Annotated in this window: 13 protein-coding genes; 7 read left to right on the top strand and 6 right to left on the bottom strand. The window is 34.9% G+C overall.

Annotated features, from left to right (window positions below; all coding sequences use genetic code 11):
• Positions 1-14: 14 nt before the first annotated feature.
• The gene (locus J3U23_RS02610; RefSeq protein WP_065734569.1) at positions 15-887 is read right to left on the bottom strand and encodes a helix-turn-helix domain-containing protein; all 873 of its coding nucleotides are present in this window, start codon (positions 885-887) and stop codon (positions 15-17) included.
• A gap of 100 nt (positions 888-987) precedes the next feature.
• Positions 988-3867 (bottom strand): pitrilysin, encoded by a 2880-nt coding sequence (ptrA, locus tag J3U23_RS02605; protein WP_267338356.1) that lies wholly within the window; start codon positions 3865-3867, stop codon positions 988-990.
• 294 nt (positions 3868-4161) lie between these two features.
• Here ptrA and J3U23_RS02600 point away from each other — a divergent pair, with 294 nt between their 5' ends.
• Genes J3U23_RS02600 through J3U23_RS02585 form a run of 4 tightly spaced genes read left to right on the top strand, consistent with a single transcriptional unit; the run spans position 4162 to position 8775 of the window.
• Positions 4162-5352 (top strand): YaiO family outer membrane beta-barrel protein, encoded by a 1191-nt coding sequence (locus tag J3U23_RS02600; RefSeq protein WP_267338355.1) that lies wholly within the window; start codon positions 4162-4164, stop codon positions 5350-5352.
• Entirely contained in the window at positions 5340-6224 is an 885-nt protein-coding gene (locus J3U23_RS02595) for a hypothetical protein (protein ID WP_267338354.1), read from the top strand. The genes J3U23_RS02600 and J3U23_RS02595 overlap by 13 nt, the downstream gene beginning before the upstream one ends.
• Positions 6225-6257: 33 nt before the next feature.
• Entirely contained in the window at positions 6258-7673 is a 1416-nt protein-coding gene (locus tag J3U23_RS02590) for a glycosyltransferase family 2 protein (RefSeq protein ID WP_220224913.1), read from the top strand.
• Positions 7663-8775, top strand: coding sequence for a hypothetical protein (locus J3U23_RS02585; protein ID WP_267330877.1), 1113 nt, complete (start codon positions 7663-7665; stop codon positions 8773-8775). Before J3U23_RS02590 ends, J3U23_RS02585 begins: the two co-directional genes overlap by 11 nt.
• Positions 8776-8821: 46 nt before the next feature.
• Here J3U23_RS02585 and prfC read toward each other — a convergent pair whose 3' ends face one another.
• Positions 8822-10414, bottom strand: a complete 1593-nt coding sequence (gene prfC / locus J3U23_RS02580; protein WP_065561949.1) for a peptide chain release factor 3 — start codon at positions 10412-10414, stop codon at positions 8822-8824.
• A 193-nt stretch (positions 10415-10607) separates the two neighbouring features.
• On the opposite strand from prfC, the gene ilvY reads away from it, so the two are divergent.
• On the top strand, positions 10608-11507 hold the full coding sequence (gene ilvY / locus J3U23_RS02575; protein WP_065734573.1) for an HTH-type transcriptional activator IlvY: 900 nt from the start codon (positions 10608-10610) through the stop codon (positions 11505-11507).
• Between the two features lie 67 nt (positions 11508-11574).
• A complete protein-coding gene (locus J3U23_RS02570; protein ID WP_267338353.1) occupies positions 11575-13608 on the top strand; it encodes a 3-hydroxybutyrate oligomer hydrolase family protein in 2034 nt (677 codons plus the stop codon).
• Between the two features lie 52 nt (positions 13609-13660).
• Here J3U23_RS02570 and J3U23_RS02565 read toward each other — a convergent pair whose 3' ends face one another.
• The 3 genes from J3U23_RS02565 to fsa all read right to left on the bottom strand — a co-directional run bounded on the left by J3U23_RS02565 (position 13661) and on the right by fsa (position 15832).
• Positions 13661-14248: an ACP phosphodiesterase gene (locus tag J3U23_RS02565; protein WP_267338352.1), complete on the bottom strand. Its 588-nt coding sequence runs from the start codon at positions 14246-14248 to the stop codon at positions 13661-13663.
• A 2-nt stretch (positions 14249-14250) separates the two neighbouring features.
• Positions 14251-15033: a siderophore-interacting protein gene (locus J3U23_RS02560; protein WP_267338351.1), complete on the bottom strand. Its 783-nt coding sequence runs from the start codon at positions 15031-15033 to the stop codon at positions 14251-14253.
• A 136-nt stretch (positions 15034-15169) separates the two neighbouring features.
• Complete coding sequence (fsa, locus tag J3U23_RS02555) at positions 15170-15832, bottom strand: fructose-6-phosphate aldolase (RefSeq protein WP_065734577.1); 663 nt, start codon at positions 15830-15832, stop codon at positions 15170-15172.
• A gap of 232 nt (positions 15833-16064) precedes the next feature.
• On the opposite strand from fsa, the gene J3U23_RS02550 reads away from it, so the two are divergent.
• Positions 16065-16919 carry an AraC family transcriptional regulator gene (locus J3U23_RS02550; RefSeq protein ID WP_065734578.1) on the top strand — a complete coding sequence of 285 codons (855 nt, stop codon included), beginning with the start codon at positions 16065-16067 and terminating at the stop codon, positions 16917-16919.
• Positions 16920-17152 lie beyond the last annotated feature (233 nt).

The following is a 17152-nucleotide window of genomic DNA, read 5'->3' as shown; positions in this document are numbered from 1 at the left end:
AATTTCAATATTCTTTAGAATTTATCTAAGGTGGCTTTCAATAAATTTATCGCTTGCTGATCTTTGGCACTATCTTGCCACAATTTATCAAATAAATGACGATAACGCTTAATCGCATCTTCTGATGAAGTTATTGAGGCGATACCCGTTGTAATATTAGGTAACTCACCTAATCTAAACGGGCTCATAGCTAAAGCTAACGCATTATCATTTTGATAAAATATTTGGAAAGCAATAGATGGAATAGCTTGCTCAGTAATAGCAATTGTTGGTGCATAAGCTTGATCTTCAATTAATTCGATTAAATGATAGACCTCCTTGCGCGCCAACAACATTCTTTCAGACTTTTTACCCGGCGAAATAGTCAGATTGCCAACTAAGCCGATATGCAAAAACCGTTCAACATTACGTAAGCTAATTAAATTAATTACTTTAGGGACAGATTGATAAAACTGAGTTTTGCGATCATGTAAAATAGATAAAGAAGTCGCATATCTTTCAGCCTCAATATTATCACTCGATTCTCTTAACATCATCCCTAAATGAGATAAATAATCAGGCGAAGTTAAAAGAAAAGAAAAGGGATCGAAATGAGAAAAGATATGAGTGGACTGCTCTTCGAGTTGACGCATACGCTCAAAAAAACCATCACCACTTGAATAATATTCTGTATCAATGCCAAGTAAACTAGCAAATGACGTATCTAACAAAGAGGCTAATCGTTCAAGCGTTTCTATTTTAACGATTTCGCCTTTTTCTAAACGGTAAACCGCAGCTCTTGAGATCCTAAGACTTTCAGCAACCTCTTCAGCCCTAAGAGAGGCAGCGATACGATAAGCTCGTAACCGCTGTCCGATAGCAAAATAATCAGTCGATCCAGTAATCATAATTTACTCAAACTATTGGGATTTCGGCAGTGTACCATATGATAAGTACAATGCCAATTTAATGTAATGATATTTCAGATCGAATCTATGTTTAAGAATATTATTTTAACAATTCGTCTTGTAACGATGATGCATTTTTGAACTCAGTATAATTGGTAATCGCTTCAGGTTGTTTTTTACCATCCTCAGGTTGACCTAATACTTGCGATGCTATTACCAAACCTTTTTGTTCAATAACTGCACTTTTATAAAATTCAATTAAATCCTCTTTAGTGAGTTTCTTAAGTAACTCTATTTTTTTATCACGCGAATCGAATTGGAAACGAGATAAGCGATAGTCTGATCTCAAACGATCAAACTCTTCATCTAAAGATTGTGGTGGCATTGTCTGCTCTTCGATGATACTTCTCTTATACTCCTCAACATCATCATTAGATAATGCTTCTAGTTTAGTTAACATTGTTGGATAAAACGCTTGGTAACGTTTTAATAAATAAGCAGGATCATATTGATTACTTTGAACAGCAAACCCAAGTCCTACTGATTCACTTATGTATGATGGAAAAACACCAACCAGATAACCTAATTGTTCATTGCTACGCAGTTGATCAAAAAACCAAGAATACATAATGTTAGCTAAAGTATATCCAACTATTTGACTCTTAGTGGAATCATAATTGATTGGAAAATAGGTCATTAACAACGCATTATCTGTGCTTTTTGCTTGTTGGGTTATTCTAGCTGTAAAGGCAGTTTTAATTTTAATATCATCTAATGGTGTAAATTCAACATCACGCTTTAAAGTCTTTTGAATGGCATGATAAAGATCTAATGATTCTTCATTTGAGATATTACCCAAACTAATCATATAAGGAACTGATTGAGTCATCAAACTATCGCGATAAGCTTGAACATCACTTACAGTGATATTATTGGTAATTTGTCGTCTTTCACCTCGTTCATAATAGTGAGGCATTTTAGATAAAGCGAGAACTGGCTCTGACGCTAAACGTACACTTTCAAAATGGTCAGCCCCATCAAGTCGTTGAAGATACCATGATTTAGCTAATTGTAAATTTTGCTCATCAATGGTCACTTGTCGATAACTATTAAGAATGGCTAAAACCATATCTGGTAAATGTTGATTAAAACCATTAGCGGTTATCATTAAACCATTATCAAGACCCGTTGATAGTGACATTCCAGCATTACCTGCTTGAAATTGTAATTGCGTCAAATCTCGACTTACAATGTAATCAAGTAACTCAAAAGAAACTGACGATTTTGCATCATTAAACGCCTGATTATTGCGTAAAGAAACAGCAATTACAGCCTTAGGATCGCTACTAAAATGACGACTAACAAAATGGATATGATTACCACGTTTACTAAATGTCGCGGGTTGAATCTGATCATTATTTTGTCTGACAATATTAAAATTGTCAGGAATATATGGATTTAGCTCAGGCAAACTAAACGAAAACGCTCTACCTAAATCAGCCCAACTTGTTTTTAATTCATCAGTGATATTATCAACTTTATAAGGTGCATTAAGGAAATAAGCCGTTTTGTCAGTAGTTTGATTTGGCGCAATTAACCAAACTCGAACATTTTCAGGCGTAAAACTTTTGAGTCGATTGATGATAGCATCTTTATTCAAATGTTCAGCAACATAATCAGAATCTAATACATTTTTAACCGGGTAAAGAAGCATCTGATCGGATAGCCATTCTACATAAGACATATCACGGTTAACATCTTTATACTTAAAAGACAAAGCAAAGACTTTTTTTATCTCATCATAATACGCGTCTGAAACACCCTGCTTTTCAATTAATTGTAAATAATTAAAAATGGCTGCAATAACCTTATCTTTCTGAGCTAAGCCTTCATCGGTTAAAATAACATTAATATTAAATGTGCCACTATTACCATAATATTTACTATCACTAGTAGCTTGAATAGCTTCAACCAAGCCCTGTTTTTGTAGCTGATCAGCTAAAGTATTTTTACTATTATTACTGATGAGATAAATAAGGTACTCATTGGTCTTATCAGAAAATTTGTCGATATCATTTTCAATCGGAAATTTTAACGACAACATTTTTCTAGGTTGGGCTGGTATCATAGTAATTTCTTTACCAGTAAACTCCTGAGTAACAGCTTGTTGAGTAATTGGCGAAACAGTTATATTTTTATTAGGAATTTGACCATAAGTAGATTCAGCCAACGCTTCTAAATTTTTGATCGGTTGATTACTATAAATAACCCCAACCATAATATTAGCTGAATAATATTTATCATGAAAATTAACCAATGCATCTTGCAATTTACTATTATCTTTATCACGTAAAGTTTCTAAATTCCCACCAGAAAATTGTGATGCCGGATGATCCGGATTAATCGTCTCAGCATCAACCTGCTGAATTCGAAAACCATCACTAGAGCGGTATAACGTCATCTCAGCGTTAACAGCATTACGTTCTTTATCAGCAAATTTAGGATCAAAAATTGGCTCAGCAATGGCATCGGCTAAATAATCTAACGCCTTATCAATTACACTATTTTCAACTTCAAAGAAAAATGCGGTGCGATTACCGCTAGTTGTCGCATTGTAGTTACCAGCATGTCGAGCCAAAAATTCTGTAAAACTAGATGGTTGAGGATATTTTTTCGACCCCATTAACACCATATGTTCTGTGTAATGGGCTAAGCCTTGTTGAAGGGCTGGATCATATAATGAACCAACAGGCAATGCGATAGAGCCGAGTGATTTGGTTGCCTTAGGATCGGAAACTAATAACACACGCATTTTATTATCAAGTTCAATCACTTCATATTGACGATCATCTCGTTCGCTTTGGTGAACTTTATCTAATAAAACAGAATGATCATGCTTATTTTCAATAGCAAATGAATTGTTAAAAGAAAAAAGAGTTAATGCAGTAAAAAATAGTGTTCTTGTTTTCATATTATTCATAGAATTCTTTCCAAATAAGCGTTCATTATATTCCGAATTAATAAATAAAACGATTAAAAACCAACAATAAAAGGACATATGTCAAATTTCAAAAAACATACTTAATTTTTATATGTATTTTATTATCTGTTTCATATATAATTCGGCCCAATACGTTTATCGTATTAATCTAGTAAAAATACGTTAGACGCTACTCAGTCCCAAACTTTCCCAAATTTGTCGATTTTATCGACGCATAAAGATACACATTAGTTTTTGATATTTAGAAATAATTTAATGGATTAAGGTAATTATATGTACTATAAGTTTGTCTTAATTGTCAGTATTTTGTTTTGCAGTTATCAAACAGTCGCAACCACAAATAGAGATAATGATGCAATAAAAGCAGATCAATTATTAAAAGAAAGTATTGATGCGAAAAAATCACAAAATTTTGAATTAGCAATATCAAAATTAATAAAAGCAAATCAACTACAGCCAAATAATTCCGATATTCTTGTCCAACTAGGTTTCAATTATTACGCACTAACTCAGTTAGAACAAGCAAAAAAATCGTTTGAATCCGCACTTGATATCGCCCCCAATTACGTAGATGCGCAATATGGTTTAGTTAGTGTTGTTTTAGCAAAAGATCCTAACCATCCCGAAAAAGCCAAATTGTTACTTGATAAGTACTTAAATCTAACACCTAATGACGAACAATTACTGTCCCTACAGGCAAACATTGATAACATAAAAAAAAATACACATTACTGGAATATTGTTCTATCTGGCACACATAGTCGATTATCTAAATCTTTGCCGAATTGGAATGAAGTGGATTTAGCACTATCTTATCGGCTATCACCGCAAAATACCCTAACCGGCCATTTTACCCAAGCAAACCGTTTTCATAGCAACGACCAAAAAATAGGCCTCACTTATTGGCACACATTCAACAATAAAGCGTATGGTTATCTATCAGGTTCTGTCGCCACATCTAAAAAATTTTACGCAACATATACAATAACAACCGGTGGGGATTATCAATTATTTTCCCCGTATAATGATCAAATAAATTCATTCCATATCACCCTCGATGCAAAGTTGGACCACTATAACGATGGCAACATTAAAACTATTTCACCGGGTATTGAACAATTTTTCTTTAATGACCGTTTATCCATAGCAGGTAAATGGTTCAACACATTTGATCAAGACAACCATCATATGAGTGGTTATTTATTTAAAACCACCATATCACCTACAGAAGAATTACATCTATTTGCAGGATATGCAAATAGTCAAGAAACATCCGACCGTTCGATAAAATTTAATCGTTCATTAATTAAAGTCAAATCTCATTTTATTGGATTGTCATATGACATATCTAATTCAATAACTGGGTTTGTAAACTATAATAATGAAGAAAGAGTTCAAACCAACCACAGCCGTAAGTTATATACTAAAAAAACACTAGGATGTGGAATAAAATGGACATTCTAACTCGATACTTAAATTTATATAATGCCTGTTTCATTTTTATTAGCTTTATTGTATTGATAGTAACCATTGCAATTTACATCAAACGTGAAATTCAATTTAGAAGACATAAGAAATTAAAATTGCAATTGCTAAAAATTTACAAAAAAGCATTGAAAACAGGTGATGAATCTTATTTTAAGCAAGAGATAACAAAAAAATTATCGCTAAATTGCGTAGCAATAATTGCTGCCTATTTTTTCGAGAAACATCGCGAAAAACATATTTTAACTTATTTTGATCTGGAACCATTCCAAAATAAACTTAGGTTACTATTAAAAAAAGGCACAATAAAACAGAAAATTGATGCAGCTAACATGTTAGCATATTATCCTTGCGAAAAAACGAATCAAGCGTTAATTCAGGCTTGTAACAGTTCTCGCCAAGAAGTCGCCATTGCTGCAGCATTGAGTCTAGTTAAAAACGCTTCAGGTATTTCGATAATTCAGATAATGATTACGCTATTTAACAAGATACCGCAAAAAGGCGTATTTTGCTTTTTTAGGCTTTTACCTTCTAATAAATTTCTAGAGCTTGAATCGCTAATCAATTGTGAAGATTTTAGCAATCACCAATTTTTTACTATCTTAAAAAAAATTTCTAAGAACTACATTATCCCCTATCTTATTCTTGCAAAAGAAGATGAGCGTACTTATATGCAAACTTTTTTTGAAAACTTACTGGAACTACAAACAACACCACAAGGGATTATACACAGTTGTTATCTTCTTAATTTCATTAATGAAGAATGTTACATAAAGAAATCATTAAGCATTGAAAAACTAATAACAGAACATTTTGATTTAAAAAGCAAACTATTTATCGATAAAAATTAAATAATTCTTAAAGCAAGAGATGTGGGTAAAACAATGAGTGATTATATAAACAACATAATGATGTTTGGTGTTAAATTCTTAGTTATAACGATAATGCTAATTGGATTAGTGCAAATATTCATCTATTTTGTGCAGCTACTAGTAACAATTTATGTGTTACTCAAAAATCCGAACAAAGAAAGAAAGATCCAGACCGAAAATGATGGTATTTCACATCCAATTACTATCATTTTACCAGCTTATAATGAAAGTGTAACTATAATTGATAGTATCGAATCAACATTAGCGACTCATTACCCTAATGTTGAAATGATAGTTGTAAATGATGGCTCAACAGACAACACTTTTTCAAAAGTGAAAGAATACTTTGATTTACAACCTATTGCGCATCACTTAAATGAACGTAATCAACTCTCTCATGCTAAAATAAGAGATGTTTATGTATCCAAAAAAGATAGCCGGCTTCGAGTTATCGATAAAGAAAATGGTGGCAAAGCAGACGCACATAATGCAGCAATTAATTTAAGTAATTCCCCAATTATCTGTCTTATAGATGCTGATTCAATTTTAGCACCTGATGCCATTAACAAAGCTGTAGTCCCTCTAATTGACGACCCAAAAACAGTTGCAGTAGGTGGAGCTGTGCGAGTTGCTAATAGTTGTTCTATTAGAAATGGAATAATATCTAAAATCAATTTATCTAAAAGATTCATCGTACAAATTCAAATTCTTGAATATATGAGAGTATTTCTCTTGGCAAAAATTGCTTGGAATCATTTTAATACTTTACCGATAATTTCAGGTGCATTTGGTTTATTTAGACGAGATTTTGCAATAAAGGTCGGTGGTTTTTGTGTCGGTTCTGTTGGTGAAGACTATGATATTACTCTAAAATTGCACAAATATATTTATGACTCTAATGTTGATTACAAAATTGATTATGTACCAACCGCCATATGTTGGACCCAAGTGCCTGAAAAATGGAAGGTATTAAAAAACCAACGTATACGATGGCATATTGGCGCACTACAAACTTTTATAAATTTTAAGTCGTTAACGTTTAAACTAAAATATAAAAAGTTAAGCCTTATGCTATTACCTTTTTCAATATTAACCGATATTTTAGGTCCAATTGCTGAACTGCTAGGGTACTTTTTAATACCGCTTATTTGGTCTCTTGACATGATAGATAGCAACGTAATGTTATCTTATTTTTTAATTGTTTTTGGATACAATAGCCTTATAAGTGCTTTTGCTATAGCGATTGATGGTGTGTTATTATCAGGATTAGATAAAACTAGATATCTACTAAAACTATTTATTACTGCATTACTAGATAACTTTGGTTATCGACAGTTATACCTATATTGGAAGCTTAAAGGCTATGCTAGATTAATAAAAGGCAATTTATCTTGGGGAAAAATGGAGAGGGTAAAATTTGACAAATAAACTTAAAATCATCTATTTATTATTTGTGATAAGTTTTATGAGTCCTGCAACATTTGCTGAAAATTTAGCATTAAATATTAGCTCCATCAATTTAAAACATTGGTATTACTTAAGTACTCATGAAATCAAAAAAAGTGCTACCTTACTATTAAAGCTACTTGAAAAAAAAGATTTCATAAACACTAATTCGGTGCTTAAAAATGCCAATGTCTATTCAAATATTAATCAATTAAATGCGGATAAGATGAAGTCAAATTATACCTCTTTGCCCAATCAATATAGATCCGATATCAATATTTCGATGTGGAATTGGCATACTGAAAATTGGATTCATTCACCAAGTCAATTTCTGACTAAACTAAAACAAAAAGGTATTAATCAAGTTTATCTCCAATTGAATATTGTAAATGGGCATATTCAAAATCAAGATAAGCTATTTCAGCTACTTGATATCGCAGCTAAAAAGAAAATGAGCATTATTGCTGTTGAAGGGGCACCTGATATGATTACTGATTCGGGTTTAAAAAATGCCATTGAACGCAATAAAGTCATTAAAAAGTTATGCCAAATACACAATCCTTGTCTTGCGGGAATTCAATATGATATTGAACCATACTTATTGGCTGAATATGCACAAAATAAAAGTCACATTTGGCAAAGATGGAATAATGCAATAAAAACATTAAGTGAAACTTGGCATGATAAAATTGAAATAGTCTTGCCATTTTGGTTACTTGATATAGAAGACGGAAAAAATATAGTCGAAAAGACACTACCATATAGCTCAAAATTAATTATTATGGCTTATCGCACAAAGTTAGCACAAATTTATACAATTAGTTCTCAATGGCTAACTTGGGGAGAGCTCAACAATAAAAAAATTGTTATCGCTCTTGAAAGCAGCATTATTGAAGATGAAACATCAGAAAATTACAATCAATATCCACAAAGTGACGAATCACAAACCACAAGCTTAAATCAATCTATTAGCTTTATGGGGGAAGAAAAAAAATTATTTAGCACGATTAACCAGCTATCAACCTATTTTTCTCAATGGTCATCATTTGAACGATTTGCTTTGAATGGTTTGGAAAGTAAATAAAAGAGACAGCGTCTCTTTTATTAAATAGCATAGATTAGATAGCATATTAATGTTCGCGAGTTTTTCTGAACTCAACATCCGGATAACGTTCTTGGGTTAAATTTAGATTAACCATACTTGGTGCAATATAAGAAAGATTATCACCACCATCTAAAGCCAAATTTTGTTCACATTTGCGTTTAAAGTCTTCAAGTTTCTTAGCATCGCTACACTCAACCCAACGCGCAGTGGTGACGTTTACTGGCTCATAAATTGCTTCAACGTTATATTCAGATTTCAAACGGGCAACCACCACATCAAACTGTAACACCCCAACTGCCCCAACAATTAAATCATTATTAGCAATTGGTCGGAATACTTGAACAGCCCCTTCTTCTGAAAGCTGAACTAAACCTTTTAACAATTGTTTTTGTTTAAGTGGATCTTTTAAACGAATTCGACGGAATAATTCCGGTGCAAAGTTAGGAATACCAGTAAATTTAAGATCTTCACCTTGGGTAAACGTATCACCAATTTGAATCGTACCGTGATTATGCAAACCAATAATATCACCAGCATAAGCTTGCTCAACATGATCACGATCGCCTGCCATAAAGGTTAATGCATCAGAAATATTAACATCTTTAGCAATACGAACATGGCGTAACTTCATACCTTTTTCATATTTACCTGAAACAATGCGCATAAATGCAACACGGTCTCGGTGTTTAGGATCCATATTTGCTTGGATCTTAAATACAAAACCGGTAAATTTTTCTTCGCTTGCTTCAACTTCTCGTTTATCTGTTTGCCGAGGCTGTGGTGCTGGCGCCCAAGCGGTTAAACCATCAAGCATATGATCTACACCAAAATTCCCCAGCGCAGTACCAAAAAACACAGGCGTTAAATCACCAGACAAAAATGCATCTAAATCAAACTCATTTGATGCACCTTGCACTAATTCTAATTCATCGCGAAGTTGTTGGGCCAAATCATCACCAATGGTGCTATCAAGTTCAGGATTATCTAATCCTTTAATGATTCTAACTTCTTGAATGGTATGACCTTTACCGGTTTGATAAAGATAAGTTTCATTTTTAGCTAAATGATAGACCCCTTTAAATAACTTACCACAACCAATTGGCCAAGTAATTGGGGCGCACATAATATTAAGCTCGTTTTCAACTTCATCTAACAACTCCATCGGATCACGAATATCACGGTCGAGCTTATTCATAAAAGTTAAAATAGGCGTGTTTCGTAAACGTGTAACTTCCATTAATTTACGCGTTCTGTCTTCGACACCTTTTGCTGCATCAATCACCATCAAACAACTATCAACTGCGGTTAAAGTTCGATAAGTGTCTTCCGAAAAATCCTCATGCCCGGGGGTATCAAGCAAGTTCACCAAACAGTCATTATAAGGAAATTGCATAACGGAGGTCGTAATTGAAATACCACGCTGTTTTTCCATCTCCATCCAGTCTGACTTAGCGTGCTGCGCATTAGCACCACGCCCTTTTACTGTGCCCGCAGTTTGAATGGCTTGTCCAAAAAGCAAAACTTTTTCGGTAATGGTTGTTTTACCGGCATCGGGGTGAGAGATAATTGCAAAAGTACGACGAGCATTCACTTCGTCTAAATAAGCTTGTTCTGTCATAAAATTAATTAATTTAGCTAAGCAAAAAAATGATGCGGTATTCTAGCAGGTCTCTATCTATATTGCCATTGATGAACGCTATTTTGCTATTTGCCTGATATCTATGCATAATAGAGCAAATAAAATCGAAGATGATATAATTAATCAATTATAACGGTGTCTACGCTAAATATTTCTCAATAATTAAATAGATATGAATATTCGTGACTTAAAATTGTTTTTACATCTATGTGATACATGTCATTTTGGAATAAGTGCCGATGCTATGCATGTAAGCCCTTCCACCCTTTCAAGGCAGATCCAGCGCCTTGAAGAACAATTTGGTCATCGATTATTTATCCGCGACAACCGACAAGTTCAAATTACCCACGAAGGTGAAAAAGTAAAACACTTTGCCCAACAAGTCATTAATCTACACCAACAATTAAAACAAGAATTAGACCAAGCCGATCAACGATTAGTTGGTGAATTAACCTTATTTTGCTCGGTCACAGCGGCTTACAGCCATCTACCTGAAATACTTGATCGTTTTCGCCTACACTACCCATTAGTAGAAATTAAACTATCCACGGGAGATGCAGCCGATGCTGTTGAAAAAATTCAATCTCATCAAGCTGATTTAGCTATTGCAGGTAAACCCAAACAACTACCATCGGGTGTTGAATTTATTAAATTAGGCGAAATTGAAATGGTATTACTCATACCTAAACTTAATAGTTCATTCAGTGACAAATTGCATCAAAAAGCACCAGATTGGCATAATATCCCATTCATCTTGCCTGAGCACGGTCCAAGCCGACATCGAATAGATTTATGGTTCAAACAACAAAAAATCACCAGCCCCAAAATTTATGCAACGGTAGCTGGGCACGAAGCCATTGTCTCCATGGTGGCTTTGGGTTGTGGCGTGGCTTTATTGCCTAAAGTAGTAATGGAAAATAGCCCAGAAAGAGTAAGAGAACGCATCACCGAATGGTCAACCAATTTAATGGAACCGTTTGATGTTGGCATATGTGTACAAAAAAGACGATTATCAGAAAAAATTATTTCAGCATTTTGGTCTATTAGTAACCCAAATTTACCAACTCAATAAAAAATAATATAATAAACTGTAGTTAATTAGTATATAGCAGTTAATTGAAATGTAGGGAACGAATGTAATGCCAATAAAATTAAAAAAAATAAGCACGTTATCCACCTTACTCTTTTTAACAATATTCTCAAATCCTAGTGGTGCTGAATTGGGTGATATTGCAAAGCAAAACCCGATTAATTATAAACCGCATTGGCTAGTTATTCATAGTTCAAACTACTATGATGGCGAAAGTGATGATCTTGTTACCGCTGGAATGGGGTTTACTGCATTATCGAAAATGATCCAAAAGGTCTATTATGCCGATCCATCAAATCCAACTCCCCAAGAATTGCGCCGTGCAAAACTAAATCGATTTATTGATACAAAAACGGGAGAAGGCTCGCTATTTGGATTTAAACGTGAGGATTTGTCGCCTTTATTTGACGGAAAAATTGCCGGCACAGAGATTTTAGCCACCATAAAAGATGAAAATGTTGGCTTGTTATTACAAGTTCCTGTTGATTTTAATAAGAAAAAACCCTGTATTGTTGCCGTACCGGCTTCGGGTTCTGATGGACTATATAACGCCAAAGATATACAAATCCGTGGATTGTGGGGGCTTAAACATAACTGCGCAGTAGTTTATAACGACAAAGGTTTAGGTACTGGTATTTATGATATTACCAACGAACAAGGCTTTACTGTTGATGGTCAAGTTGCTAAGGACAACATACTCTTCAAGCCAACTATCCAAAATCCAAAAGAGTTTATCAAAAATAATCCGCACCGTTATGCAGTAAAACAGCTCCATTCAAAGCAAAATCAAGAAGCAAGTTGGTCAAAATATAACTTCTTCTCAATTATTTTCGCTATGTATGAATTAAATGAGCTATTCCCTGAACCTGGTAAATTGAGCTTCTCCGAATCAAATACCCTTATATTAATCTATGGAGCAGAGGATGGTGCGACAGCTGCGCTTAAAACGGCTGAATCAGATGCGATGGGAAAAATTAATGGTGTAGTGGCTGTTAATCCACAAATTCAGCCACGCCAAGATAGCGCTATTGAAAACAAATCCTATCATTCACTACCGGATTACAGTACCTATGGGGCACTTTATATTCCTTGTGCCATACCGGCAATTGAACCCAATAAGCAGGACAAATACGTCCCTGAAGCCTCTAAATACCTTTTTTCACAAAACCGTTGTGATGCATTAAAACAAGCCAACATACTACCAACCGGCACACCGAAAGAGGCATTGAACAAACTGTATGATTATGGTTGGAAGCCTGAAATGAGCATCCAATTACCTTATTTCTATCTTAATGAATCAATTGCCTACCCTTATAAATATATTAGCGCCTATGGTCGATATGATGTAACTGAAAACATGTGTGACTTTTCAGTGGCAAGTACTCAACAGGACCCCTATTTTAATTCTGGTGAAGTAAAACCACTAAAACAAGTCAATTTTGCCGAAATTTGGGGATTATCTGATGGCCAATTACCAATCTGGGCCAACCATGATGCCACAGCGATTGACCTAGTTGAAAATAAAGATGTCACATCGCCTCGACGTGAATGGTTTTCAAGTTCTACCATTGAACATCAAATAGATTATGGCACTAAAGGAGCCATTTGCTTAAGAGAAAAAATAAAAGAGCCTCGTGTAATTAAAGGGTTAGAAGAAGTCCAAGCAACAGGTAATTTAAATAAAATCAAAACCTTTATTGTTCATGGTAAAAACAACCCTAAACAACTTATCGACCACACATCTCGACCTTATGTTGCATTAAATAGTAAAGTTGAAGGAAAAGAGTCGCAACTTCGTTATATTGAAGTTGAAAATGCGAGTTATCTTGATGGCAAAGCGCCTTTTGACAACACCTTATTACCGATTGACTATTATGGTGAAGAAGCTATCGAATGGTTATGGGCAAATCTAACCAACCAAGTTAATTTACCAGAAAGTCAAGTTATACGCACCAAAGCTAGAGGTGGAATTATTGGTCAAGCACCGCAAGCAACGGCTGAAAATCTAGTCCCAATATCGCAAACTCCAGATACCAACAATCTAATCACTGTCGATAATGGCAAAATTATATTTCCGCAATAAAATCAAATTCACAAATGACTATCGAACAAATCAAATACGATTCGATAGTCATTTATTCAACTATATTCGATACCTTAATAAGTGAACACATTTTAGGATAAAGCTCGAAAAACAATGTTTTTAGTGGCGTATAGTTTTGTTCAAAATCAATAAAGGTATCGCTTAATAAATAGAGCTTAGGTCGACGCTTTGCCATACCGTTTAAAACTTTACCAATAAAATCCACCGAGGCATAATTTACCAACCATTCACCACGCCACATTGCCCCCATAAAATCTTGATAATCAACTGGATAATTTGCGATATAAGGCTGAATCTGTCGCTTAGTAAAGGTATTGAATGATGAAAGAGATTGCTTAGCGTTAAATTCCGCCCAATATTTTGACAAAAAATGGTCCCAAATAATATCCAAGGTGATCGGTGCAACACGTTGATGTGATTGTCGAAAAAGCAATTTAGCTTGCTTAACTTCAGCAAAACTATCAATCAAACGATCAATCCTACGATGCAACATAATCCCATCGGCAATCTCTTTAGGATATTGTCGATAAGCATCACCTTTAACAAAATCAGCAACTGTATTACCAATCAACGAACTATTCGCCAACGTTGCCAAATGTAAATGTGCAAGAATATTCATGGCTAATCTCGATGTTTAAACTCCCCTTCAGCAAAACCTTCTCGCCAATAACTAGTAATGTGGACCGAACTAGGTTGCAAATCGACATATTTATCTTTAATGGCCTGACGTAATTGCCGAGCAAGCGAACACTCTAACCCGCCCCAAAACAATAGATTATCCTGCTGACCCAAATCCCAACTCATCACTGCATCAACTAATTGATTAGGATGATTGGCATCTTTAATCAACCATTGAACAGATAAATCAGATGGCAGTTCAACGATATCGCTCTTATGATTAACCTCAATAAAAGCAACTGCTTTATGATTTGCAGGTAAATGTTCAAGGGTATAACAGATGGTTGGCAGAGAAGACACATCACCCATCAAAATCAAATATTGATTATCAAATTCTAACTTACCTGCTGTACCAACTATACCGATTTGATCGCCCACTTTTGCCTGTTGAGCCCAAACCGTCGCTAAACCGCTGTCATGAATCGCAAAATCAATCACAATTTGATTGGACGACTCATCATAAGCCCGAATACTATAACTGCGAGCAAATTGTCGAACTTTATCACTCACTAAAATTTTATTATTTTCATCTAACATCGGGAAAGTAATTTTGCCAGTCAAAGGATCAGCAAATAACAACTTTAAATGAGGACAAATCCAATTTGGATTAACTGCTAAAGGCTTATCACAACTAAAATGTAACCGAAAGTAACTCTCTGACGGCCTTTCAACTTTAATCACTGTCAATAAAGCATTAATAATGTATTTTTTTGATTTTTCGTGCATTTGGTGTTCTCTTCTATTCCTCTAATATCGCATCACTATCATACAACATAATTGGTATAAAAAAGGGGAATTTTTAATCGCGGGAAAGAGAAAAAAAACCACCCTAAATGGGTGGAATCTAAATCAATAGCAAGTATTAAAAGCGTAAGGCCCCAAACGCCCCACACCAATCCTGATCGAATTTAACCACAGCAGCATCGACGGCCGGATCTGAAATAAACAGCTCCGCCACATCCACCGGCAACGTAATTGACTGACAACCGGCAAGCATACAATCTAAAGCTTGTCTTGGCGTTCTAAAACTGGCTGCTAACACCATCGATTCAGGACAATGCAAATCTAACAGCGCTTGTAGCTCATAAACCGTATCTTTACTATTACCACCTTGGGCATCAATACGATTGACATAAGGAGCAATATATTTTGCACCAGCAAGCGCAGCCAAAAAGCCCTGACCCGCACCATAAACGGCCGTACCTAAAGTTGGAATCCCCTGCTTGGTCAACTCCTTAATCGCCATCAACCCCTCGGCATTAACCGGGATTTTAGTCACAATCGATGGAATGACTTTACGAAGTTGCTCAGCTTCCTTAATCATCTCTTTAGCATTATGAGAAAGCACTTGCGCGAATAACAACTTATCAGACCCCAGCAAATCTTGTAATTCAGATAACAAATCAAAAATTGGCTTACCCGATTTAGCGACAATACTTGGATTAGTGGTAACCCCCTTTATTGGTAAAATTGCAGCTAAACGCTTAATTGCTGCAACATCGGCTGTATCTAAATATAATTCCATACCCACTCCTAATTAAATGCTTAATTGATGAGTAGCATAGTAAAAAAAAATTTAACTCAAGCCTAGAAGACAAAATTTCTATTTACTGGACTTTTGTACGATAAATAGCAAAATGCGATCTCGATCACATTTTTAATAATAATCAATAACACATTAAATTAAATAAATTTTTCAATTTTAACTCCACAAGCTATAATTAAACCAACTGCACATTACTTGGTTTACTAACAATATGACCACAAACCTAAAAAACGTATTAACTCAGCTCACTAACCAACAAATCAACCACCTCTATTTTGCCAATAACCAACAAACGGCCCCGCTACATGCTTATCAAGTTGATTTTCCGAGGATCGAAGTGATTATAGAAGGTCAACAGCTTATGCAATGGGCTGACAGCAATGGCAAAATAATGACACAACAACTTGAAGTTAATGATCTGCTCTATATTACCGCTAATAGTTGGAACAAACCTATCCGCACAACCCCAATCACCTGGTTAAACATCTTATTTGGCAAACAGCAAATTGGCATCAGCATTGTTTATTGGGACGGCAACCAATTAATTCCGCTAGCACAAACCAACATACCAAGACGAGGTCCACGAGTTGGCACCTTTATTATTCAAGCGCTATCTGAATTGACTTGGCAAAATCAACCACAAACTCAAACCGGCTACTACTTGATTCAAAGCCTGCTTAGTAACACCCTAGATTTACTCAATGCCGACATAAAAACCGCATCAAAAACCACCAGCTTATTCGAAGCAATACGCCAATATATTGATACTCATTTTCGGGAAGATATAAGCCGTGAATTTCTAGCTAAAATGTTTTATATCTCACCCAACTATTTATCCTATCTATTCAAAAACGAAGGCAAAATTGGCTTAAATGAATATCTCAACCATATCCGCATAGAGTACGCAAAATCACTACTTAAAGATTACGACTTAAACGTCAAAGAAATCTCGCTTGAAGCGGGTTTTAAAGATAGTAACTACTTTTGCCGAATTTTTAGAAAAAAAACCGAACGAACACCCACTGAATATCGACGGCAATATCATAGTAAATTATCGGAAAAGTAAACTCAGTTAATTGAAAGTAAAACAGAAGTTTCTAATTGCAAGCAATTAAGGAGCCCAAAAACCCCGTTCCTCAACTTTTTTCGATAAAAACTAAAAAACCACCCTAGTTGAGGTGGATGATTTACCTTTAACATCAAGCTCTGCGTAAAAAATGCTGACCTTATTTATAGCCTTTTTTCTATCAGCGGATTTGATAAATCCTATCCGATAGCGCCATCAGGCACAGTGTGCGC

Origin of the sequence: Gilliamella sp. B3367 (genome assembly GCF_026536825.1) — a bacterium.
GTDB classification, from domain to species: domain Bacteria; phylum Pseudomonadota; class Gammaproteobacteria; order Enterobacterales; family Orbaceae; genus Gilliamella; species Gilliamella apicola_E.
Note: the sequence above shows the minus strand (reverse complement) of the source record. Positions and strands in the feature narration are given on the sequence as shown.